This window comes from Lacrimispora sphenoides, assembly GCF_900105215.1.
In the GTDB taxonomy this organism is placed as follows: domain Bacteria; phylum Bacillota; class Clostridia; order Lachnospirales; family Lachnospiraceae; genus Lacrimispora; species Lacrimispora sphenoides_A.
Window position 1 is genome coordinate 205,869 of the sequence record NZ_FOIP01000001.1, and the last position, 24,386, is coordinate 230,254.

22 protein-coding genes are annotated in these 24,386 nt (G+C 46.7%); 4 read left to right on the top strand and 18 right to left on the bottom strand.

Going from position 1 to position 24,386, the window contains the following annotated elements; translation table 11 throughout:
* Positions 1-80: 80 nt before the first annotated feature.
* Genes BMW45_RS00930 through BMW45_RS00945 form a run of 4 tightly spaced genes read right to left on the bottom strand, consistent with a single transcriptional unit; the run spans position 81 to position 3,918 of the window.
* On the bottom strand, positions 81-1,763 hold the full coding sequence (locus tag BMW45_RS00930) for an ABC transporter ATP-binding protein (RefSeq protein ID WP_092240155.1): 1,683 nt from the start codon (positions 1,761-1,763) through the stop codon (positions 81-83).
* Positions 1,754-2,527 carry an energy-coupling factor transporter transmembrane component T family protein gene (locus tag BMW45_RS00935; protein ID WP_092240156.1) on the bottom strand — a complete coding sequence of 258 codons (774 nt, stop codon included), beginning with the start codon at positions 2,525-2,527 and terminating at the stop codon, positions 1,754-1,756. The genes BMW45_RS00930 and BMW45_RS00935 overlap by 10 nt, the downstream gene beginning before the upstream one ends.
* Before the next feature lie 20 nt (positions 2,528-2,547).
* Positions 2,548-3,150 (bottom strand): ECF transporter S component, encoded by a 603-nt coding sequence (locus BMW45_RS00940; protein WP_029701498.1) that lies wholly within the window; start codon positions 3,148-3,150, stop codon positions 2,548-2,550.
* 27 nt (positions 3,151-3,177) lie between these two features.
* Positions 3,178-3,918 (bottom strand): nucleoside phosphorylase, encoded by a 741-nt coding sequence (locus BMW45_RS00945; protein ID WP_025231684.1) that lies wholly within the window; start codon positions 3,916-3,918, stop codon positions 3,178-3,180.
* A gap of 194 nt (positions 3,919-4,112) precedes the next feature.
* Between BMW45_RS00945 and BMW45_RS00950 the strand changes: the two genes are divergently transcribed.
* Entirely contained in the window at positions 4,113-4,937 is an 825-nt protein-coding gene (locus BMW45_RS00950; protein ID WP_025231683.1) for a MurR/RpiR family transcriptional regulator, read from the top strand.
* Positions 4,921-5,703, top strand: coding sequence for a MurR/RpiR family transcriptional regulator (locus BMW45_RS00955; protein ID WP_092240157.1), 783 nt, complete (start codon positions 4,921-4,923; stop codon positions 5,701-5,703). Before BMW45_RS00950 ends, BMW45_RS00955 begins: the two co-directional genes overlap by 17 nt.
* Before the next feature lie 63 nt (positions 5,704-5,766).
* On the opposite strand, the gene BMW45_RS00960 is transcribed toward BMW45_RS00955, so the two are convergent.
* The 12 genes from BMW45_RS00960 to BMW45_RS01010 all read right to left on the bottom strand — a co-directional run bounded on the left by BMW45_RS00960 (position 5,767) and on the right by BMW45_RS01010 (position 19,794).
* The gene (locus BMW45_RS00960) at positions 5,767-7,290 is read right to left on the bottom strand and encodes a PTS transporter subunit EIIC (protein ID WP_092240158.1); all 1,524 of its coding nucleotides are present in this window, start codon (positions 7,288-7,290) and stop codon (positions 5,767-5,769) included.
* Positions 7,291-7,404: 114 nt separating this feature from the next.
* Positions 7,405-8,730 carry a 6-phospho-alpha-glucosidase gene (locus BMW45_RS00965; protein WP_092240159.1) on the bottom strand — a complete coding sequence of 442 codons (1,326 nt, stop codon included), beginning with the start codon at positions 8,728-8,730 and terminating at the stop codon, positions 7,405-7,407.
* 381 nt (positions 8,731-9,111) lie between these two features.
* Positions 9,112-10,521, bottom strand: coding sequence for a L,D-transpeptidase family protein (locus BMW45_RS00970; protein ID WP_092240160.1), 1,410 nt, complete (start codon positions 10,519-10,521; stop codon positions 9,112-9,114).
* An 84-nt stretch (positions 10,522-10,605) separates the two neighbouring features.
* Positions 10,606-11,490, bottom strand: a complete 885-nt coding sequence (locus BMW45_RS00975) for a DMT family transporter (RefSeq protein ID WP_092240161.1) — start codon at positions 11,488-11,490, stop codon at positions 10,606-10,608.
* A 263-nt stretch (positions 11,491-11,753) separates the two neighbouring features.
* Positions 11,754-11,951, bottom strand: a complete 198-nt coding sequence (locus tag BMW45_RS00980; protein ID WP_054790679.1) for a DUF4177 domain-containing protein — start codon at positions 11,949-11,951, stop codon at positions 11,754-11,756.
* A 286-nt stretch (positions 11,952-12,237) separates the two neighbouring features.
* Complete coding sequence (locus BMW45_RS00985) at positions 12,238-13,278, bottom strand: NAD(P)H-dependent amine dehydrogenase family protein (RefSeq protein WP_092240162.1); 1,041 nt, start codon at positions 13,276-13,278, stop codon at positions 12,238-12,240.
* Between the two features lie 107 nt (positions 13,279-13,385).
* Positions 13,386-14,240, bottom strand: a complete 855-nt coding sequence (locus tag BMW45_RS00990; RefSeq protein ID WP_025231675.1) for a MerR family transcriptional regulator — start codon at positions 14,238-14,240, stop codon at positions 13,386-13,388.
* 232 nt (positions 14,241-14,472) lie between these two features.
* Positions 14,473-15,432: an ABC transporter ATP-binding protein gene (locus tag BMW45_RS00995; protein WP_092240163.1), complete on the bottom strand. Its 960-nt coding sequence runs from the start codon at positions 15,430-15,432 to the stop codon at positions 14,473-14,475.
* Positions 15,419-16,423, bottom strand: a complete 1,005-nt coding sequence (locus BMW45_RS28205) for an ABC transporter ATP-binding protein (RefSeq protein WP_330390636.1) — start codon at positions 16,421-16,423, stop codon at positions 15,419-15,421. The genes BMW45_RS00995 and BMW45_RS28205 overlap by 14 nt, the downstream gene beginning before the upstream one ends.
* Positions 16,424-16,432: 9 nt before the next feature.
* Positions 16,433-17,302 carry an ABC transporter permease gene (locus BMW45_RS28210; protein WP_207649042.1) on the bottom strand — a complete coding sequence of 290 codons (870 nt, stop codon included), beginning with the start codon at positions 17,300-17,302 and terminating at the stop codon, positions 16,433-16,435.
* Between the two features lie 4 nt (positions 17,303-17,306).
* Entirely contained in the window at positions 17,307-18,242 is a 936-nt protein-coding gene (locus BMW45_RS01005; protein ID WP_092240164.1) for an ABC transporter permease, read from the bottom strand.
* Between the two features lie 13 nt (positions 18,243-18,255).
* Positions 18,256-19,794, bottom strand: coding sequence for an ABC transporter substrate-binding protein (locus BMW45_RS01010; protein ID WP_092240165.1), 1,539 nt, complete (start codon positions 19,792-19,794; stop codon positions 18,256-18,258).
* 204 nt (positions 19,795-19,998) lie between these two features.
* Between BMW45_RS01010 and BMW45_RS01015 the strand changes: the two genes are divergently transcribed.
* Both BMW45_RS01015 and BMW45_RS01020 read left to right on the top strand, forming a co-directional pair.
* A complete protein-coding gene (locus BMW45_RS01015; protein WP_092240166.1) occupies positions 19,999-20,697 on the top strand; it encodes a response regulator transcription factor in 699 nt (232 codons plus the stop codon).
* 4 nt (positions 20,698-20,701) lie between these two features.
* A complete protein-coding gene (locus BMW45_RS01020; RefSeq protein ID WP_092240167.1) occupies positions 20,702-22,189 on the top strand; it encodes a sensor histidine kinase in 1,488 nt (495 codons plus the stop codon).
* A 121-nt stretch (positions 22,190-22,310) separates the two neighbouring features.
* Here BMW45_RS01020 and BMW45_RS01025 read toward each other — a convergent pair whose 3' ends face one another.
* Positions 22,311-23,039, bottom strand: coding sequence for a ChbG/HpnK family deacetylase (locus BMW45_RS01025; RefSeq protein WP_092240168.1), 729 nt, complete (start codon positions 23,037-23,039; stop codon positions 22,311-22,313).
* Positions 23,040-23,056: 17 nt separating this feature from the next.
* Positions 23,057-24,382, bottom strand: a complete 1,326-nt coding sequence (locus tag BMW45_RS01030; RefSeq protein ID WP_092240169.1) for a family 4 glycosyl hydrolase — start codon at positions 24,380-24,382, stop codon at positions 23,057-23,059.
* Positions 24,383-24,386: the final 4 nt, after the last annotated feature.

Sequence of the window (24,386 nt, forward strand, 5' to 3'; positions counted from 1 at the left end):
CCCCTGTTTCCGGCAAAAAACAAAGAGTCTGCATCGCAGACTCTTTGCCGGAGCAAAATTGCTTCAGGAGGCTATCTTCCTTAAGCTTTTATATCTTCCGCTGTCATAAAAGCACCCTCATACCCCAGGAGTTCACACAACCGGGCAGTATGGGGCTGTTCCAGCCGGGCCTTTAACAGACTTTCTTTCTCATAAAAGACCGTCTCCCCCGGCCCGTCTTTAAGCACTTTCCCGTGAGCCATAATAATAACACGTTCAAAGTATTCCGCCACAAAGTCCATATCATGAAGAATCGCCAGCACAAATTTTCCTTTTTCACTTAAGGTTTGGACAATCCTACCCAGCACCGCCCGGCCTTTTGCATCCTGGGCAATGGTCGGTTCATCCAAGATAAGCACCTTAGGATCCATCGCCACCACCGAAGCAATGGCTACCATTTTCCGTTCCGATAAATCCAGGTCATAGGGATTTTCTTCCGCCGCATCCATAAGCCCTACCATCTCAAGAGCCTCAGCAGCCAGCTTTTGCGCCTCTTCCCGGCTCTTTCCTAAATTTAATGGTCCTACCATGACCTCTTCCATCACCCGGTTTTTGAATATCTGGTCATCCGGATTCTGGAACACATATCCCACCTTTCCGGCAAGCTGTGCTACGGTTCTTCTGGATATATCCTCGCCTTCAAAGGAAATACTCCCTGCATTTGGCTTTAAAAGTCCCTTTAACAGCTTGACCAGAGTGGTTTTTCCCGCGCCGTTCTGGCCGATGATTGCGGTAGGCCTTGCATCAAGGCAAAGATCCAGGTGTTCAATCACTGGAATATCAGGATTGTAATGAAACTTTAAATCCTGGATCTTAAATACTGTCTGATCATTTATCTCCTCCCGGTCTTTTATAGAAGCCCTGCCGGAAAGCTTTGAAGGAAACTGGTCCCTTAAACGCTCCAACTGCGCTAACGTGACCGGATAAAGCCTGTCCTCTCCCTCTTTCCTGCTCACTCCCAGCGCTCTGCAAACCTGGGTATAGACCGGCGGTTTAACGCCCAGTTCCTCTAAATCATCCCTGGAAAAAATCCGTTCCGGAGTATCATAAGCGATCTGCTTTCCTTTATGAAGAAGGAGGATCTTATCACAGTAAGAAGCCAATTTCTCCATCTTCTGTTCCACCATGATAATGGTTATACCTGTTTTTGCCAGCTTATCAACCACCCGGAATACCTCTTCACTTCCCTGAGGGTCCAGCTGGGAGGTTGGCTCGTCAAGCACAATGACTTTAGGCTCCATGGCAAGGATGCTGGCAATGGCCACCCGCTGCGTCTGCCCGCCTGATAAATCAAAGGGATTTCTGTCCCTGTATTCTTCAATATCCAGAAGCTTTAAATTTTCTTCCACTCTCTTAAAAATTTCATCCCTGGGAATTCCCAGATTCTGAAGTCCAAAAGCGATTTCCTCAAAGACTGTATCCTTTGCTCCGGAAAGCTGGTTAAAAGGATTCTGGAACACAAGGCCAACCTTCTGGCACAACTCGGCTATGGGAGTTTTCGCCGCTTCTACTCCGTCTATGAGGAGCTTCCCGCCGTATGCTCCGCGAAACATGGTAGGAACCAGACCGGCAAAGGCCTGGCACAACGTGCTTTTTCCAGACTTATTTTCACCGGCGATCCCGATAAACTGCCCCTTTTCCACCTGAAAATCAATTCCGTCAAGAGCCAGACTTTCCGTATGGGGATACCGGTATTTTAAGTTTGTCACTTCGATCAAAGCCATGTAAGCACCCTCCATACAATAGAACCCGCAATGAGCAGAGCCATCAACGACATGAATGCCTTGTCTCCTCCTGCCAGCCTGTATTCCCTTAAAAATGTCTTTTTATTTTTTGAATCAAATCCCCGCACTTCCAGGGCAATGGCCCTTTCTCTGGTGTTGATCAGGGAGCTGCTGACTACAGGCGAAATTAACGGAATAAATGCCCTGGCTCTTACAAGCAGGCTGCCTTCTGTTTCCATTCCCCGGCTTCTCTGGGCATCCATGATGGTGTTCATAGTCCCCATCATCTGGGGAATAATCTGAAAAACAGAACTGATCATGTATCCGAACCTGGGTGAAAAGCCCGCCTGCTCCATGGTCTCCACCAGGCCCGCAGGCTTGGTAGTCAATACAAACGTAGCAAAGGCCAAAAGCATGTTTAAGATATTAAGCCCGATCCTGGTAGCATAAAGAAGCCCTTCCTGATAAAAGGCAAGAGGCCCTATATGGAAGAGAACCTTCTGGTTTTCCTGATTAAAAAGGCCATGGATCAAAAAAATGGTGATTATGATGGTAAAAGAAAAGGCAATCAGAGGGAAAACCTTTCTGATGATCTTACCGCTGATCAAAAGCCCTAGGCTGATGGCCAGAAAAAGGCCGTATATCCACAGCGCACCCCCAATAAGGGGTGCGCTGACAGCTGCCAGAATATAAAACATCTTGGCAAATGGATGCAGCCTGGTTAAGTAGGTATCTTTATCCACGTAAAGACTGATACTTTTCATATAATTCTGCCTTTCCTGCTTTAATCCAGACTTGCCACTTCATCATCCAGTTCGTAAAGGGAAGTCAGTTTCTTTGGAAGACCTTTGATGATGGCGTACACGATCAAAAGGGTGATTAATTTATCCGGCACATCCACGAGGACCTCATCAAGGAAGGAGCCAAAAGCAACGGGAAGCCCTGAAGCCTGTGACCAGGCAAAGACAGCGTCTCCCCAGATATTGCCTGTTGTTCCGCCCCAGAAAATGATATTTAAAGGAGTGGAGATTACAACAGCCGTAAGGCCTGCCACACATGCGGTAAGAATGGCTCCTGAGAGCTTTTCCATACGGCCAAGCCTTGCCATGATTCCTACAGCGACACCGATTCCTAAGCTGGTTAAGGCATATACCAGAGTGATCGAATCACCGGTGGTAAAGCCGTAAATTAAGTTGTTAGCCGCACCGCAGATTCCCCCGATCACGGGTCCCCCAAGAATACCGCCGATGCAGGTACCGATAGAATCCAGCCAAAGCGGAAGCTTTAAAACAGACGCAAAAAGCTTTCCTAAATAATTAATTCCAATACAAGCCGGAATCAATACAAAACAGGCTGCATTCAATTTGGTTTTAAATAAATTTTTCATCTCAATTTCCTCCATTTTTTTTTTCTTTCAACCTTTATCCATACGGACAAAGGCCTCCAATGCCGTAAGGATCTCCAAATGCTCTCCCCTCATCATGGCGGACTCTCCGCCCGTATAGCTGTTGATGTTTTCCTCTATGGACTCCTCAGACTCCACCACCACGTTTAATATGGAGGCGGTTTTTACTCCCCGCAGTCCGCCTACCACAAATAATGCGGCAGTTTCCATATCAGAACCCATGACACCTTTACCTGCCCAGTAAGCGCAGACCTCCTTTTCCTCATCAATGTAAAAGCTGTCATGGCTTCTGGCTATTCCCACATGAGATCTCGCTCCCAATTCCCCTGCACTTTCCATGCAGGCCAGCAAAAGCTTTGTATCCGGTATCGCCGGATAGATGGAATCTGCATAGGAGGACGAGGCTCCATCATCCCGGACAGCTCCATTCACCAGAATTAAATCGCCAAGGCGGATCCCCTTTTGAAGCGCTCCGCAGCTTCCGATTCGGATCATGGCCTTAACCCCGATTCTTGCCAGTTCCTCCACTGCGATTGCCGCAGACGCACCTCCAATCCCTGTAGATACCGCCATAACAGGTACTCCTCTGTATTTTCCCTTAATACTTCGGAATTCCCTGTTAAACGCCAGTTCCTCCGTATCCGTCAGACAGGCTGCAATCCGGTCCAGACGTTTTGGGTCACCCGGCAGCAGCGCATAGGGAACGGCATGTTCTTTTGACAGCTTGATATGAGGCATGATCTCAGCCACAGGTATCATCTCCTTTCACCTTTTTTATGTCCTGAATGTAGCACAAAGAGGGCATCCTGTCAATCTGTTGGCACAAACTATAACCTGATAATAATACCTTTTTCACGAAACAGTCCGTCTATTTCCACCCGGCTGCATTGACTTATCATGTATTCGTGTTAAAATGGACTGAGAGATTTACGAGGAGGTTTTCAATGGTCACACTTCATCTGGATGACGCTGTTATCAAAAGCCTGAGTAACAATGAACTGAATGTCCTGAAATATGTCTATGAACACTCGGCTGAGGTTTTGGATATGAGCATACAGACTCTGGCCACCCAGACTTCTTATTCCTCTGCCACAATTCTGCGCTTCTGCAAGAAGCTTGGGTATTCCGGCTTTGCGGAATTCAAATATGCCCTCCGTGCCGAGGAAAGAAAAGAAAATCCCGGACCCTCGGCTGCAAAAGCCCAGGATTTTAATACCCGGATCATGATTGACAGTCTGTGTTCCAACGTGGAAGGAACCTCCAATCTGATATCGGAAGATCAGCTCAGCCATACGTTCCGGTATTTTGACAGCAACTGTCCCATCTACTTATGGGCCCCGGGAGGGATCACTTCTATTCTGAGCGACTACTTTGAGAAGCTTCTTTTCTCCATCGGGCGCCAGAATGTATACAAAATCGAATCCAGTAAAATGGGAGAACACATTTTAAGAAATATCCACTCGGAATCCCTGCTGATCTTAATCAGCACCACCGGGGATTTCGGCCCGACCGTACGTCTTGGCAAAATCGCCCGGATGAACAATGTCCCGATTCTATCCATCACCCCATATACCAACAATGAAGTTGCCAATTTAGCCACTGTCAACTTCCGCTTCTTCACCAACCAGCGCGAGAACCGGGGAGCGGAGTTCACTTCCAGGCTTCCGGTGTTTTATATGATCAACGCCATTATACGCTGTTACCTTCAGTACAAGCTGTCCGGCCGGGAACAAACGGAACAGGGGGAAAACAATGATTCCTTTATTTGAAAAAGCACATGAGCTGCACCTTACGGATACGGAGGAAGAAATCCTTAAGTATTTTGAATCCAATCTTCCCTCGTCCGTGTATACCAATTTAAATGACTTAAGTGCAAGCCTGTATACCTCCAATGCTACCATTGTCCGTTTCTGCCAAAAGCTGGGACTGAAGGGCTATAACGAATTCAAATATCAGGTACGAAAGGAATTAAAGCAGCTTCATCCCCAGAACTTCCGTACTGATGATCTGGTCCATCATTCTCTCGCCCTGTTTAAGGATAATTTAGATCAGATCGATGAAGAGAAGCTGGAAGAGATCGCCGGGCTTTTAACCAGTGACCGGCCCATCTATATCTATGGCTCCAATTTAAGCTCCCTTGCCGCCAAATATCTCCAGACGGTCTTAAACACACTTGACTATCCCTGTATTCTGGTTGAGTGGCGGCGCCTGTTAAATGGTCTTGTACATGAGATAAACAGTGATGCCGTTCTTTTCATCATCACGGCCCATGGAGATGCCAGGCGGTATCTGTCTGTATTCCGGAAGGCCAAGGCCCGCGGTACCATCACGATTCTGCTCACCTGCGAGAAGGACAGCCCTCTGATCCCCTACAGCACCATCGCACTCTGCACCAATGACCGGAATGAGGAGTACCGTCATGTAGATATCAATCCCAGACTTGGAATCCTGACGATTGTCCAGCTTCTGATTGAACTGGCCGCCAGGATCAAGAATTCCCAGACAGACGGTGATACATTTGATTCCCTGTCTTAACAAAAATAAGGAAGCTGCCCGGTTCCATGTTTCCCATGGCCGGGCAGCTTCCTCTTTATTACTTTAATATTTTAATACTTCCCTTACATTTGATGCAATTCCTTCCACTTTCGGCCCATAAATCACCTGGATATGTGTATCACTAGTGCGGACAATTCCCATGGAGCCTGTTTTCTTTAAAAGTTCATCACTCACCATTGCCATATCTTTAATATCTACCCGAAGTCTGGTCAGGCAGTTGTTCACTGTCGTGATATTATGATATCCGCCAAGTCCCTCTATGATTTTCGATGCGAGGGCTTTTTGTTTTTCTTCCATGGTGCTCTCCTGCGCATCCGCCTCCTGCTCTTCGTCAGATACATCAATGGAAAGCTGTTTTCTCGTAAGATAGCTTTTAAATACAAAATAATAAATAACAGAGAAGAACGGTCCGGTAATGATCACCCAGTACCAGCGGGATCCTGGCTGGAATACGCCCCAGATCAGGAAGTCAATCAGACCGCCGCCAGTATTGCCGATAACAACCTTAAATGCCGACATCAGCATGAAGGACAAGCCGCCCATCAACGCATGGAACAAAAACAGCGGCGGTGCAATGAACATGAATGAGAATTCCAATGGTTCCGTAATGCCTGACACAATGCTGGCTGCGACGCCTGCAATCATGAGAGCCTTTACTTTATTCTTTTTCTCCGGAGGAGAGGTCCTGTAAATAGCCAGTGCTGCTGCCGGAAGACCAAACATCATCATCGGCATTTTGCCCTGTCCTAAAAATACCGTAAACGGCCTCAGCTCTGAGATGTCTACTTTATCGACAAATTGAAGGAAGATATTTAAGCATCCTTCTACTCCTTCATAGGTTCCGCCAATGGAGGTGGTACGGAAAATGCCGTTTAATACATGGTGCAGACCGGTAGGAATCAGCAGCCGCTCCAGGAATCCATATCCGAATACTCCGACCAGTCCTGTAGCAGAAATCAAACCTCCCAGCCCGTCAATGACCATGGAAACCGGTGACCATAGGATCGGTGCGGCAAGACCAACAACTGCCATAGCCATAATAACAACAATGGCAACAAAACGTTTTCCTCCATAAAAGGAGATTGCCACCGGAAATGTAACTTTATGATACCGGTTATGGAGTGAGGCGGTGACGATACCTGCAACAATACCTGCGACCGCACCCATATCCAGGGTTTCTACGCCCAGAATCGTGGATATCTTTAAAGCGCCGAAATTCATAAAGCCGGAATTGATCATACATGCCGATGCTACAAGAAACGTATAATAACCGATAAATCCTGCAAATGCTGCTATTTCCTTTTCCTCCCTCGCCATGCCGAAAGAAATGGAGATGGAGAACAGCACCGGAATCAATGTAAATACAACACCTGATATTTTATTTAAAGTAGAAATTATGAAATAGATAAGCCCCTGCTGTAAAAACGGAACAGCCGCCTGTACCTGCGCTTTCATAAGCGCAGAGGTCAACCCCAAAACGATACCGCATGCGGCCAAAGCAGCAATCGGCATCAGCAAACTACGTCCGAGGGCCGAGAAAAAATCCATTGCTCTGTTTTTTTTCATGATAATATCCTCTCCCGTCACAGGCAACCTTGCCCTGCAACGTTACATCCTGTTTTCTTATGATTCTCCATAGGAGCACATTTCATTTCACTCCCGCCAAGTTTTTGCTTCCCCTTATTTTAACTCCGGCCACATGCCTTTATTTGCTTCAATCAAAGCATCCAGTACCGTTCTTGCTTTCTTTGCATCGCCTATCAGCCTGTTAAGGGTAAATGCCTCCAGAGCCTTCTGATAAGAATTCTCAAAATAAGCATCTACAATCAGCTTTTCACAGGATACCTGGTTAACCAAAAGTCCCAGATAGAACTGAGGAATATTTCCTACTCTCATGGGGCGTGGGCCATTTGCTCCAAGTTCACATACAACCTCTACCATGGCATCGTCCTGCATATTGGCTATCGCACCGTTGTTCTCAACGATCAGGATATGCCTGTCATTTATATTAAAAGCAATGGATTCCGCAACCTTAATCATCATTTCTGCATGGGCATCAGAAATCTCATCAAACTTATCTCCCAGCTTTCCTTCTTTGATCACCTGGGCACATTCGCTAAATACCCGTTTTTCTCTCCCCGCCATAACCTCATCCGCACGGGTAAAATCAGCGTCCAGATGGCTGGCCTTATATTCCGGATATAAGTAATACTGGTCGTAGGTGTTGGGCAGATACTCCGGGAAATCTTCCATGATTGTCTTTACCATTCCATAGGTATCCAGCCAGGACTTATCTCTCTGTTCCGCATCCTGGGGAAGGAAACCGTTCTGGGCAACCATTTCCCTGATCTTTGGAAGTAAGTCTTCTCCTGTATGAACATCATACATATGGGTGAACCAGCCATAATGGTTCAGTCCAAAGTAAACCGGGTCTAAATCCTCCCAACTGCATTTTAATAGTCTGCTGCAGGAACGTACCACATTCTCCGGCTGGTCGCAGATGTTTAAGATTCTCTTGTCATCCGGAAATTCCCTGCGGAGCGCTTCCGCAACGATTGCAGCAGGATTGGAGTAGTTTAATATCCATGCATCCGGCGCATAGGTGCGGATATCGTGTACGGCCTTGATCATATCCACACAGGACCTGAGACCATAAGCCATCCCTCCTGCCCCACAGGTTTCCTGTCCGATGATTCCCATGCTCAGCGGAATGTGCTCATCCTTTGCACGCATTGGAAGCCCTCCGGAGCGCATCTGCATAAATATAAAATCCATTCCCTCATAAGCTTCCTTAACATCGGTTGTGTAAGAAAAATCCAGCTCCGGAAATCTTTCCTTAAATAGAATTTCACCATACTTCCCAATCGGTTCCTGGCGGTCGTTGTCGATATCGAACAGCACCAGCTTATTTAAGGGGAACTCCTCTTTAAGTCTGACAAAGGACTTTAAGAAACCTAATGTAAAAGTACTTCCCCCTCCAACGATGCATACGTTAAATGTTCTCATTGTTTTTCTCCTTTTCCTCTTTCTACTTATCCTTATCTGATGGCCTTATAATACTTTATTTCATTTAACGTGTAAATAGTTTCACATGCATACGGATACGATCCCATATTTCAACATTTATTACTCTTATAGTAATATTTTTCACTTCATTGTAATTATAATTTCTAACAGAGATAATGCCTGCACTAAATGACGGAGATACTGAATAAAAACCATTCAGATTCTCTCACGAGAAGCAGAGGTTCCGCAAATGTTTCCTGTATTTTTGGAGATAAAAAAACGGACTCCGGAGAATCCTTCAGAAGTCCTATTAAAAAAGCCGGTTCGGATATAATACCCGAACCGGCTTTCGCATCGTTTCTCTCTTTTCATGCACCTGACTTAATAGTGACAGATTACGGGGATTCCGGAATAAACAAGGCCATACAAAGCCTTTGCCTTATCCGGCGGAAGGTTGATACAACCATGGCTTCCCTTTGTCTGATAGATATCTCCGCCGAACCTGCTTCTCCAGTTTGCGTCATGAAGACCGATCCCTCCGTTAAACGGCATCCAGTAATTCACATGGCTTTCATATTCGTAGGTACCATCCGCTTGTCTCTTTCCCCGCAGGATTCGATCTGTCTCCTTATTGTAAAGGGTGAAAATGCCCTCCGGAGTTGTGTACTTTTTAGAAACATTTCCTGTGACACACGGAGAATCCCATACCAGAACACCATCTTTATACATGTAAACATGCTGGGCCGCCATATCTACCTCCACATAAGACCCGCCCCAGGCATTGCTCCGGTTTGCCACTGTCTGAACATACTTCGGTTCTCTTTTCTGGCTTTGCCCGGATTGTATGATAGCAGCCAGTGCCGCACTTTCTCCCGCCTGGTCTATCTTCTGGCCATAGGAACCAGGTAGAAGACGGGCCTTACCATCTGTAACACGAAATGCCCGTTCCTTGCCTACAGTATCATACTTGTCCGCCAGAGTCTTTATGTAAGCCGAAGTCTTGTCTCCTCTTACGTTGATCACTTCTCCCGTCATCCCCGATATCCAGGAACAGATTTCCTCTCCTTTTAAAACCTCCGACTGGTCTCCTAAGGTATAGGTGATTTCCATTTCCCTGACACGGTTGAGAGCATCCCGCTGGGCGATCAATCCGGTATCCTCTGAGGTGACAGTTACAGTGTCATAACAGCCTGATTCCTCAATGTTTATTTGGGGAAGTACTTCATTTAATGCAGCCTTGACGGTTGCTTCCAGTTTTTCTAGGCTTACGCTGTTCCCCTGTACTTCCGGCAGGATGGCAAAAGGGACTCCCTGCTGCCAGTCAGAAATCCGGGCATTCGTTGTAGCCGTAATACCCTCGCCGCTTATACATGAAAGAGAATTCAGCTTTTCCTTTAACTTCCCTTCGTCATAACTGACTGCTCCCTTTTGGCTATAGGTATTATCAGCTGCAGGGCCTGTCACCCGCCCCGAAGTGTTCTGCTCTTCTAAAACCGTCTTAAGCCCTTCCGTAAAAACTACCTGATAGCCGATATCAGGACCGTTTATGACCTCTGTCACCTCTCCCTTCTCCTTGATGGAAAGGCGATATTCCCTGCCATAAAAGCCTTCTATTTGTATCTTCGCTTCTTCAACTGTCATTCCTCCCACAAGAACTCCGTTTATTTTGGTTCCCGGGACAAATTTAGAAGTGTCATCTGCCAGTGCAGTTGTCGTCCCTGCAAACATCAATATGACTGCCAGAAGGACACCCTTTCTCATCGTACCTGCATGACTTCCTTTTCTGCACATTTACCATGAATCCTTTACTAAATATTTGGAAATTAATTCCACAATTTCTAGGTTATCACTATTTTAATGGAATCACAAGAAAAATCATTCCCCAATTTTCTCAACCCTGGAGTACAGCAGTACACCGCCTATGGTGATCAGTCCTCCGGCTATCTGTAAAAGAGCCGGAAGTTCAGCAAAAAGGAACACGGCAAATATGGCCGCAACCACCGGCTCACAGAGCTTGGAAGCCGATACAAAAGAGGGAGACAGGAATTTTAAGCACCAGCTGAAAATACTGTGTCCAAGAAGGGTAGAGAATACCGCCAAAAGAAGACCTACCACCACAGAGCTCATCCCATAACCATGGAAAGGAATTCCAGCCGCTGCCGTAGATATGCAAAGCACCAATGCACAGAAGAAATAGACAATATAGGTGTAAGATATTGTCGACATTCCTTTTCTCACTTCCCGGCCGATCAGGGTATAGACGGCAGAAAAAATTGCCGCTGCCAGTGCAAGCCCGTCTCCGGACAAATGATCTCCTCCTGCCGAATAATCAGAAAGGGCAATAAGCAGACTGCCGATTACGGTAATGGCAATGCTTATAAGGGCAGTTTTTCCAATCCTTCCTTTTAAGAACACGACAAATCCCAAAGCCACCCAGATGACCTCCGTACAGACGATTGCCGTCGAGCTTGCCACAGAAGTCTGCTTTAACGATTCAAACCATGACGTAAAATGAAGAGCCAGAAATATTCCACTCACTGCGCATAATGCAATGGTCTTCCCATTCGTCTGTTTCAGCTCCGCCCGGACCTGGGCTTTCCCAAATACCACCGGTGTCATAAGCCCCACCGTCCACAAGAGCCGGTAAGCAGCCGTCACCACGGAAGGTGCATCGGAATATTTGACAAAAATCGCAGAGAGGGAAATTCCTATGACACCGATTGCGATCATGACCATGGGATGCTTTTCAAGAACTTTCATTTTTCTTCTCCTTTGTTATCCTGTCTCAATATATGCCTCCTGATTATAGCATCACTTCCGGTATTGTCAAAGCATTATAAGGAAATAAAGAAAATCAATGTTTGCTGATCCATATCATTTTTATCATGTTTTTTCGATTGTCCATTAGGGTTCATTGTTGGATTCTGTTGATTATTAGGGTTTTTCAACTCTCTTCATGCATAATTACTTATATTTCTACATCTATCTATTATATATCGCTCATCATTCGTCACGTTACAGGCTTACTCGGCCTTCCGTTTAAATATCGAGATGATCCACCTTGTGCTCCCATAGCTTTGTGCGGCAGGAACTGTATTTACCAGCTCCCAACCCTGCTGGCCTAACTCATTTAACTCTTTTTGAAATGCACCCTGGTCTACTTTTCCACCAAGCATTCCCTTTGCATCGGTAAACAATGTCTTGTACTCAAATCGCTCCATGTTCTTACCTCCTGTAATTTTTCCTTTCTTATTTAGGAAAAAACCAAACAAGTCTCCGGCTGCTTGCCGATAACAGCAGCCTTATTCCCATAATACCATTTTCCAGCGGGCGAGAAAAGGGATAACTTTTTCCTGTCAGACTGCCATGCCCGTTCTGTCGAAGCCGTCTATGTTAAAGGACGCAAAGAATCCGCAGAGTCTGATTTCTCTGCGGATTCTTATTTATCCCTGATTCTTATTTATCTCTAATTCTTATTTATCCTTAATTCTTATTTAACCTTAATTCTTAGCTTTCCAGATATAAATTCATTGGATAGGACAAGTACTGAACATCGTCAAGCTTTTCAACCGTTACAAACCCTGCCGGAGCATTCAGTATGGTTGGAATGCGGTTTACAATGTTTGCACAGGTATGCTCTACCGTAGCCGGCTTCTTTACAAAGAAGGTGGTGTCCGGCTCTCCAATGATTTTCCAGTCACACATGTCACCGTCATCCGGGCCGTAAACCTTGCCGATACACTGGGTTTCAATGACCGGTCCCTGGAAGGTTTCCGTAGTTACAACCGCGCTCATGCCGATGCAGTTTCCCTTGGGGATCGTAGCTCCCAGAGTTTCGGAATATAAGTCTTTATCATAAAAGTAAGGAACGCATTTCTGTGTCTGGGATTTGATGGTCCAGCCCATCTTATTGCACAGCGCTTCATTGGAATTCCATACGTAGGAAGGCTCCAAAGTGGTTGGATGGGCAATTTTTTCTTCGAATTCCTCAGGAGTAAGGCCTGCTCCGTGAGCCTCGGCAAGGGCCAGTCCGTAGTCTTCCACGTTATAGCTGACCGCTCCCTCTATGCGGTCGATCCGATGTACACCGCCTGCCACACAGCCAATCATATTGATCCAGTAAATATCCTGCATTCCTGCTCCAACGATGGTGCATCCGTTTTCTTTTGCCAGCCGGTCCAGACGGTTGGTAATGGCGGAAGCAGTGGTCCATGGATAAATGGCTTCCTCACAGGTCGTCACCACATTGATTCCTCTGGAAACACATTTCTCGAAATGAGGGTATACATCATCCATGAAGCTGAACAGGGTCACGACGGCGATGTCTGCATCGCACTCGTCAAGAACCGCATCTGCGTCGCTTCGGATGGGAACACCGATTTTAAATCCAAGGCCGGCAAATTCACCTACATCCATGCCTACCACATCAGGGTTCACATCAATGGCGCCTACAATTTCCGCGCCATTTTCATATAAATATCTTAGAATATACTTTGCCATTTTTCCGCAGCCATACTGTACCACACGGATTTTTTCATTATTCATCATCGTCGTCATCCTTTCTATATAAGAACCTGTTATGGAGCCAAGCTCCTGATGCATTCATTATAAAGGTTATAGACGGTATCAGGTCAATGGAGCAAAATCACCAAATATCAGGACATACGGACCGGTACCTGCAGGCGCAGGAACATGCCCCTTTCCTTATAGTCAAGAGGCATCTCAACAATGACTTCGCAGATGTAATCTCCGATTACCGTGTAGTGATTCTCTTCTATGGTCGCCAGCAGTCGGTCAATGTATTCTTTTTCTTTGGAAAATCGGTCACAGTATATGCAAAGATAGGAATTGGCCGGTATGACGGTAATCAGTTCTTCCTCAACGTATTCCTGATCCACGAACACGAACACCTGGGTGGAATACAGGTTTCGCTTCATAAAATTCTCCCGCTTTAATATGGTCCCTGCATTGGCAAAGTAAAACGGAGATATCTTACGGGCTCCCATATCTTCCTTTAAGCTGCGTAAAAGACGTTCGTATTCATCGATTTCATAGTCATAAAAATTAGTTTTCGTCTCTTTAATATACATCCGGCGTTTTGGTATGTACTCCATAACAATGGCCCCATCGGGAGGAGCCGCTTCATAGCGGTCATAGCTGTCAAGAGTCCGTTCTATGGCGCGCTTTTGAAGATTAAGTTCCACAATCTTCTGGTCAATGGCATCCCGGTTCTCCCTGAGAAGCTGTTTTACCCGCCCCATATCCCACTTTTTCATGTGAACCCGGATCTCCTTTAAGGGCATCCCTAAGGCTTTCATGTACCGGATCATGTCAAGCTGGGCGCTTTGGCGAATGTCATAGTAGCGGTATCCGGTGTTCTCATCCCTGTTTACGGGGGAAAACAGCCCTTCCCGGTCGTAAAGTCTTAAGGTCTGCTCTGATATGTGATTGATTTTAGCCATTTCTCCAATCGTCATTTTTTTAACATCAAAATTAGTCAATTTTATCATATTCATCAATCTCCGCAGTCAATCATGGTAGTTTCTCTCTTTATTATACAAAACAAACTTGATACTTACAATAAGGTTTTTGATATTTTCTTCACATAGTTTAAACAAAAACAGCGGGCTAAAAATAGCCCGCACAGTTTGTTTTTGATTCTTATCGTTAAACAAATATCTGAAAATACCCTCTCCTCCACGGATTCCTTGTGGTATGGTGTCCTACGGTGTTATAGCTTTATTACTTTGCAAGCGTACACGCCACAAAGTGATCCGGACGCAGCTCCTTAAGCTCCGGGTTCTTCTGCAGGCAATGGTCGCAGGTGAAGTCACAGCGCTTGGAGAACCGGCACTCGTCAGGCAGGTTTACCGGGGAGGTGATCTCGCCCTTAATCAGCTGACGCTGCGGGCGATCCTTTCCCACTACCGGTTGTGGAACTGCTGCCAGCAGTGCTTTGGTGTATGGGTGGATCGGCTCTGCGAACAAATCGTCGGAGTTTGCCTTCTCAACCATCTGCCCCAGATACATGACTGCGATATCGTCAGAAAAGTATTTTACTACCGACAGATCATGGGTAATGAAGATATAGGAAAGGCCACGGTCCTTCTGAAGCTGCTTTAACAGGTTTAAAATCTGTGCCTGAATTGATACATCCAAGGCAGATACCGGTTCATCACAGACGATGAGTTTGGGGTTTACAGCCAGAGCACGGGCAATGCCGATTCTCTGGCGTCTGCCGCCATCAAGCTCATGGGGGTAGGTATTGACATAACGGGATGAAAGGCCAACAATCTCCATCAGCTCCCGTGTCTTTTTCTCAATGGCCGCTTTGCCGCTGACCAGTTTGTGCTGGATCATTGGCTCACTGATGAGCTGCATAACGCTCTGTCTGGGATCCAGAGAAGAAAAGGGATCCTGGAAGATTATCTGCATTTCCGTACGCAGCTTACGCATCTTTGAAGTGCGATAAGCGGTGATGTCCTCACCGTCAAAAATAATCTTGCCGGAGGACGGCGGGGTCAACTTTAAGAGGGTCCGGCCGGTGGTGGACTTGCCGCATCCGGATTCCCCAACGATTCCCAACGTCTTTCCATACTCCAGCTTAAAGCTGACACCGTCTACGGCATGAAGCTGTCCGGCCGGTGTATTAAAATATTTTGTCAGATTTTCAACTTCCAATACATATTTACTTCCCGGCATCCTGATACCTCCTGAGCATGAAATTTTTGTCCTCATAAGCCAGGCAGGCCACGAAATGGGTATCACCATTTGGTTTTAACTCCGGCTGTACCTGCAGACAGCGATCTGACACGTAAGGGCAGCGCTCTGCAAAAGAGCAGCCTTCCGGTAAGTTCATGGGATCTGGCATCATACCCTGAATCGGTTCCAGCTCCTCGCCGCGCTGTTTTAAGTTGGGCATGGAGTTGAATAGGCCTTCTGTGTATGGATGACGGGTATGATTGAAAATTTCATCGGCAGTACCTTTTTCCACGACCTTTCCTGAGTAAATAACCGCCACTTCATCACAGATCTCGGCTACAACGCCAAGATCGTGAGTGATTAAGAGCATTGACATCTCATATTGTCTGATCAGTCCCTTCATCAGCTCCAGCACTTGTGCCTGAATCGTCACATCCAGGGCAGTCGTTGGCTCATCTGCAATCAGCAGTTTCGGATTACAAGCAAGCGCAATGGCGATGACTACACGTTGCCTCATACCGCCAGAGAACTGATGGGGGTAGTCACAGGCACGGCTCTCTGCAATGCCGACCATCTTAAGCATTTCTTTCGCCCGCTCCATGGCTCCTTCCTCAGAAATATTTTCATGCAGAAGGATACTCTCTGCGATCTGCTCACCGATGGTCATAACCGGATTTAAAGCTGTCATAGGATCCTGGAAGATCATGGCAACATCGTTGCCGCGCATCTTTTCCAATTCCTTTGGGCTCTTCTCCAGCACATTGTCGCCATCCAGCATGATGACTCCATCCCGAATAACGCCCGGCGGATTCGGCACCAGATTCAGAATAGAAAGGGCGGTGGTCGTCTTTCCAGCACCGGTTTCCCCTACCAGACCCAGTGTTTTTTTCTTGCCAAGCTGCAGATCGAGGCCATTAACAGCCCGGACGCAGCCGTCATCTGTCTCATAATTGATCACCAGGTTCTTGATATCTAATATAATTTCGTTCATACTCATCACCTACTTTTTCAGTTTTGGATCCAGCGCATCCCGCAGCCCGTCGCCCAAAAGATTTAAAGCCAGTACCGTTAACATGATGGCAAGTCCCGGTATTACGCAGATATAACTGGAATTTCGGATAAAGTTACGTCCCTCAGAAAGCATTGCCCCCCATTCCGGTGCCGGGCTTGGAATGCCAATACCCAGGAAACTTAAGGAAGAGGCAGCAATGATGGTCGTACCGATGGAAAGGGTAATCTGAACAATGATCGGGGAAAGACAGTTGGGAAGGATGTGCTTTGCGATAACCTTCCAGGTGGGAAGCCCCATCGCATAGGCTGCCTCCACATATTCCTGTCCCCGGATCGTCATAACAGAAGCACGGGCGATTCTTGTGAATGCCGTGGCAACCGTCACACACAGTGCCAACAGCAGATTCATTGTGTTGGTTCCGAACAGGGAAACAATAACGACTGCGATCATAATATTCGGCACTGCATACAGGATATCGTTCGTTCTCATAACCACCTGATCGATTATGCCGCCGTAGTATCCGGCTAAGGCGCCGCAGATAACTCCTACCACCAGACCGATGGCCACGCTTCCCACACCAATTACCAGGCTGTAACGGGCTCCGTATAAGACTCTGGCGAATATGTCACGTCCCAGGTTGTCGGTGCCGAACCAGTGCTTCGAATTCGCCGGCTGCAGCTTTAATGCAGGGTTGATCCCAATCACTTCCGTGTCATAATCGAAGATAAAGCCGCTGACAATGGCAACCGCAACAAGAAGTACCAGAAAACCCAGACCGATCATGGCACCTTTATTTTTCTTAAGCCTTCTCCAGACCTCCTGGGCCTGGGAACGGCTTTTTACAGTCTCTGCTGCCATGATATCACCTCTTTTTTATATACTGCGCCTTGATTCGGGGATCAAAGAATGCATATACTACGTCCACCAGTACGTTTACGATACTCATTAGGACGCAGGACATGATAATCGCCCCGGTAACCATCGGCGTGTCACGCTTGGAAATAGAATCAAAAATCAGCCGTCCGACCCCTGGCCAGGCAAATACGGTCTCGGCCAGCACGGATCCGGTCAAAACGTTGCTTAGCTGCATACCGACTACAGTGATAATCGGAATCAGGGCATTTTTAAGACCGTGGCGGAGAATCACCCGTTTCTCATCCGCCCCTTTGGCCCTGGCAGTGCGCATGTAATCCTGACGAAGCACGTCTAACATGGAAGAGCGTGTGGTCCTGGTAATCAGTGCGGCAAGACCCATGCCGACTGTCACGGCAGGAAGAATCAGGGATAATGGTCCATTGCGGCCGCTGGATGGCAGCCAGCCAAGCTTTAGTGAAAACAAAAGCATGAGCATGAGGCCAAGCCAGAAGTTGGGCATCGAGACACCGAAAAGTGCAAATACCATCCCAAGATTATCCTTCCAGGTATTCTGTCGTATGGCAGTGTAAATGCCAAGGGGAATGGCAATCAACACGGACACGAAAACAGAGGCGCAGGCCAGCTGCATGGTGGCTGGCAGTCTTTGTATGTAAGTCTCGAAGACATCTTTTTTGGTTACATAGGAGGTGCCCAGATCACCCTTTAGCATTCCGCCCATGTACTTGAAATAACGAATAACAAAGGGGTCATTAAGCCCTAGCTCCTCTCGGATTATCTCGATCTGGGCCTCTGACGCATTGTCAGGGGCCAGAGCGAGGACCGGATCTCCTCCCGTCATGTTCATAGCGGAATAGATCAGAAACGAAGTTATCAGGATCACCGGGATCATGAGAAGCAGTCTGTTTAGTAAATATCGTCCCATAAGCAAACCTCTTCTATTCTGTCACGTAAGCGAATCTCCAGTCGTGGTTTCCGCCGCCATATAAGTAGGTGTCCTTAAGATTCTTATTGTAAGCAATGATTAAGTTCTTAATGTACAGCGGGACCTGTGGAACTGCTTCAACCAGGTACTTCTGCAGCTCTTTGGAGTATTCCAGGCGCTTGTCCGGATCTTTTTCAGTCAGAATTAAATCAGTCAGCTCATCCGCTCTCGGATCGGAGTAGTGATGATAATTGCTGCCGGAACCGGTGTAGTACAGGTCACGATATACGAAATCAACCTTACTGTCCTCGTTCCATCTCCACAAATACAGGCCTTGGGTACCATTTACGCACTCGGTTTTCAGTGTCGCCGGCTCAACGGTCTGGATTTCGATATCCATACCGATTACTTTTAAGTTCGCCTGAATCAACTGTGCTACCTGGCCGTAATCGCTCTCGTTGGAGATAAGTAGTGGAATTTTTCCGCCTGGGGTATAGCCGCTCTCAGCCAATGCTGCTTTTGCTGCATCCACATCATACGGATAACCTTCCATTTCATCGAAAAAGCTCCACAGGCCACGGTTTAGAATGGTAGTCTGAGTCTGTCCCTTCCCCATCAAAACAACATCAATGATTGATTCACGGTCAATCGCATGTGCCACCGCCTGTCTTACTTTTAAGTTGTCCCACGGTTCTTTTGTTACATTGAAGCCAAGATAGAACAGACGGGTACCAGGTCTCTCAAATACGGTTACGTTGTCATCAGCTTCCAGATCCGGTAAGTTGTCCATGGATGGATCGATACAGACATCAATTTCACCGTTTTGAAGGGCAATGGCTCTGGTTGAAGCTTCCTTGATCGGACGGAAGGTGATGCGGTCGGAGCCCCCCTTCTTGTCTCCCCAGTAGTTCTCATTCTTTACGAAGGTTACCTGCTCATCCGGTTCCCATTTATCCAGCTTGTACGGGCCGGAACCAATCAGATATGGCTCGTCCATACCGCTCTCATAAGCTGCTTTGGACTGAATACTCACCGGAACAGAGGCAAGGGACTGTAAGAACTCGTTTGAGTAACTGTCAATAACCAGCTCCACGGTCAGGGAATCGATAACATTGACTTCAACAAGTCCCTTTAATACGCTGAGCTCATTTTGAAGGCCCATATCATAAGTGAACTTAACATCCTCTGCAGTCAGCGGAGTTCCATCGGAGAAACACATATTATCATACAGTTTGAACACGATGTGAGTGTCGTCCTTAAACTCCCAGCCGGTGCACAGACGCGGCTCAATCGTGCCTTCGTTTGTGAAGAAAATCAGAGTTTCGTGAGTGAGCTTTAATACAATGTTGTTGGTAGCATCCTGTTGTTTCTGTAAATCCAGGTTGTTAATATCGGCGGCGGTTCCGATAATCAGTTCCTCTTTTCGGGAAGAGGTGCCCTCCCCAGACTGGGCCTGGCTCTCTGCTTTGTTGGTGCTTTGGCTTCCCCCGCAGCCCGTCAGAACGAACATAGTAAGACCTGCAGCAAACAGTAACTTAATCCATTTTTTCATCTTTTCCTCCTGTTACTTTTTGTGATATGTGTAGATTCTACAAAGTTCTATCACATATATTGATTTTATTGTTAATTTTATAATAAAATATATTTATGGCAATCATGTGGCATTTTGCGTTCAAATTTGTGAACTTTATGTCAAAAATGACATGGAAATGTCATAAATTCATATTATAGTAGTTATAGAAAGGGAGGTACATGAATGATAACTATACTGATCTGTGACGATAACCGGCAGCTTGTTACCGTGCTGGCCGAGTATTGTGTCAAGGAGGGTTACACGGTACACAGGGCTCATGATGGACAGCAGGCACTTGAGATATATGAAAGAGAAGATATCGATCTGGTACTTTTGGATATCATGATGCCGGTCAAGGATGGATTCGAGGTGTGCCGGCAGATCCGCAGCAGCTCCACGATTCCCATTATCATGATCACGGCACGGGGAGAGGACTTTGAGAAGATCATGGGGCTGGATATCGGTGCCGACGATTATATTGTGAAGCCTTTTTCACCGGGCGAGGTGATGGCCAGGATACGTGCCATTATGCGGCGTATCGATCAGGCTTCGGGAAATCTGCATCAGCATCAGTTATTCATGTATGACAATCTGAAGATTTCACTGGACACCCTTACGGTAACGGTAAATGAAATCCCTGTCAATCTGACAAAGAAGGAGATTGAACTTCTCTGGCTGATGGCCACCCACCGTAACAGGGTATATACAAGAAACAATCTGCTGGATCTGGTGTGGGGCGTAGATTATTTTGGTGACCCACGGACTATAGACACCCACATCAAGCGTCTCCGGTTCAAGCTGTCTGACTTAAGCCACCCAAACTGGCAGATCAAGACAGTCTGGGGCTCCGGATATAAGTTTGAGATCAGGCAGGATCGGTGATCGAATGAAACGAAAGCTAACTGCGCAGATCCTCCTCTATTTTACCGCAGCACTAGTTTTGATGTGCAGTACGGTAGGAGGGATCTTTCTGATTATTTATACCAGAACTACAGTACATAACTATCGTTCAGGCTTTCTACAGAAAACAGAGGCCATCGCTCACTCTCTAAGCGTATATTTTGAGCAGGAGTTACCAGAGTATTATCCGATCGAGTCGGGGCTTAAAGAGCAAATGAAGCAGTCCAACTTAAGGCTGGGCATTTATCTGGATTTCATGGATAACATTGCCTTAAGTAACCTCTGGATTGTGGACAGCGCCACACAGACGATCCACGTGGAATTTGGCAAATATAATATTACCTACTCCTCCATTCCCGCAGAAGTGCGGACACTTATCGATCAGGCCATGGAAGGAGAAACCTCCATCAGTGAACGGTGGTCTGACCGAATGCTGGAAAAAAACTTCATTATTGCTTCACCGGTTCAGTTCTCTGATGGCAGGACGGTGGCGGTGGTGGTCATCCATGCCCGTACCGGCGACATGTTTTCCACAATTATGGAAGCAGGCTGGGTATTGGCCGGAAGTATGCTCCTGGCACTGCTGGTGTTAATCGTTCCGTGTCTCATATTCTCCCGTAACATTGTAAATCCGCTGAAATGTATGGTAGAAATTACCGTAAGTATGACCAAAGGCGATTATACGGCAAAAACCGGCGTGAAACGCCAGGACGAGCTTGGAGTTCTTGCTAATAACATCGACATACTATCTGTACGCCTTAAAGAAGCGGACCGGAAGCAGGCGGAATTAGAACAATTGAGGAAGACTTATATATCTAATATTTCCCATGAATTACGTACTCCGGTGGCAGTGATCCGCAGTTCTCTGGAAGCACTCTGTGATGGGGTTGTGACCGGTCAGGAGCAGGTGGAGGCATACTATAGGGAGATGCTCGCGGAGAGCGTTCATATGAACCGTATGGTCAATGATCTTTTGGAACTGTCCAGGCTACAAAACCCCAGCTATCATATAGAAAAGCAGCCGATTGATTTTATGATGGTCGTAGAGGATGCGGTCCGGACTTTGCGGCATATCGCACAAAATGCGGGGCATGTCATAGAACTGAATATAAAAGACGGTGAAATATTTCCTTTCTGCGGGGATTATGGCAGATTGCGCCAGATGTTAGGAACCGTGTTGGACAATGCCATCAAGTTTTCGATACCGGGAGAGCCAATCCAGGTGACGGTCACTATTGATGTCAGCGGCTGCACTACAAGAATCAACAACAGGGGTACCGGCATTCAAGAGATGGATCTGCCCCATGTGTTCGAGGAGTATTATATGTCTATTGGTGAAACCAACCGGACGGGAACCGGTCTTGGTCTGGCAATTGCGAAACGGATTGCGGACCGCCATAGCATCGGCATCGAGGCTACATCAGTGCCTGGTGAGAAAACTTCTTTTATCTTCCGGATCCCCTGGCAGAGGTAATTGTAGAACTTACCAAGCCAAAAACCCGCAGAGTATGATTTCTCTGCGGGTCTTTATTTATCCTTAATTCTTAGCTTACCAGATATTAATGCATTAGATCGGACAACTCTCTGTTACATGATCACAACTGACTGTAATTGATCAATTGGACCGAATATTTTTGCAGCATATCTTTTGTTTTATTACTAACCAGAAAATCCAGTTCTGCAAGGCGCTGTAAATTGTAAGAGGAGGATTGAAGCAGGTAAGAGTCCACATAGGCCGGGTGGCTCATCAGCTCCACATATGGCCTGGAAGAGATATCGTCCATATGATCGTATACATAAGACAGCCCCGGTTCCCCATGGTACGTGCGGAATTGTATAAAATCCACGTGGGGAAAACCTGTTATATCGTGATTTCTCAGCGGCAGCCGGTATTTTTCAGCGAGTGTCCTGGCGGCAGCAGCCATAACAGGATTGCTGTCCGTTGTAAATAGGTGGGAGTCCAGATGGGTCGGGTTTTTCCCCATTACCTCCACAAACCGTTGGTATTGAGCCTCTAGTTCTACCAGGATATCTTCCGGAAGATACTTGTGGGAGGAGGATAGATTTCGTGGTTTAATAAAAAACCCGTCTTCTCCGGTCAGGGTGCTGCCTTTGGTAAGAGGCTGCCCAAGGGCGATGTTTAAATGCAGGCCAACTCCCAGTGAGGGGCATTCTTTTGTCAGGTAGGCAGCGTGCTGGAAGCCTGGAGTATTGGTTAAAAGTGTAGTGGATGTAAGTACCCCTTGCAGATGAGCATCTATGATCCCATAATTGACAGCCCGGCAATAACCGAAGTCATCTGCATTTATTATCATTTTGCACATAGATACAATCCTTTCTGTCAGGTCAGTTTGGGCCAATAGCCTTTGTTTTCTTCAATCAGGCGGTCCAGGATCTTTCTCGCTTTCTTGGCGTCTGTAACGGTGCGGTTTAACGTCAGCGCCTGCAATGCTTTTGTATAACTGCCTTCAAAATATGCTTCGCAGGTCAGGCGTTCGTAGGCATACTGGTTTTCCAGCAATGCTTTATAAAAAACAGAGACAGGTCCGGTGTGGAATGGTTTAGGTCCGCGGCTGCCCAGCAGGCAGGTCACTTCCACGACTGCATCATCCGGAAGGTTCTCGATGATTCCTTCATTTTTAACCATGATAATATAGTACGCATTTTTATTTAAGTAAATAGCTTCCGCTATGGAAAGGATCATATCACCGTGAGCTTCATTTTTTACTACATGGATTCCATCCAGACTGTTTTGACTGACTGCGCGGCGGCATTCGGAAAACACCTGTTTCTCACGGCCATCCATGACTTCGTTTGCTCTGGTATAATCCGGGTTTAATTTGGAAGCCTTGTACTCGGGATAGATATAGTATTGGAGGTAAGTGGAAGGCACATACTCATCGAAATCATGTACCATATCCTGTACCAGTGCATAAGTATCCAGCCAGGAAGGGTCGCGCTCGGCGGCATCGGCAGGCAGAAATCCCTTATCCTTTATCCGCTCCTTTAGAAGGGGAAGCAAATCCTGGCCGTTCTGGTTGTAAAGATGGGTAAACCATCCAAAATGATTAAGCCCGAAATAGGTGGGTTCCAGGGATTCGGCAGGCACATCGAGCAGCTTGGCGAAAGAATGAATCAGGTTGATCGGCTGGTCACAGATATTTAGAATCCTTTTGTCATCAGGAAACTCCCGCTGCAGGCCGTAGGCTACAATGGCGGCTGGATTGGTATAATTCAGGATCCAGGCATTTTTACTGTGTTTGCGCACATCCTTTACAATTTCAATCATGTCTTTTAAGGAACGGATCCCGTAGGCAAAACCTCCGGGGCCGCAGGTTTCCTGACCGAGCACTCCGTATTCCATGGGGATTTTTTCATCTTTTTCCCGCATAGGATATCCACCTGTACGGATCTGAACCATAACAAAATCCACAGAATCGTAGGCCGCGTCTTTGCTTGTTGTGTAAGTGACTTTTACTTTAGGAGCGTGCAGGCGGAATAACAGCTGTGCATATTCTCCAATAGGAGCCTGACGTTCTGCGTTAACATCAAAAAGTACCAGCTCTGTGACCGGGAGAGAATTCATGTGGCGGATAAATGCATTCAATATTCCGGGGGTCCATGTGGAACCGCCTCCCACGATCGTAATCTTTAACTTATGTTCCATTTAT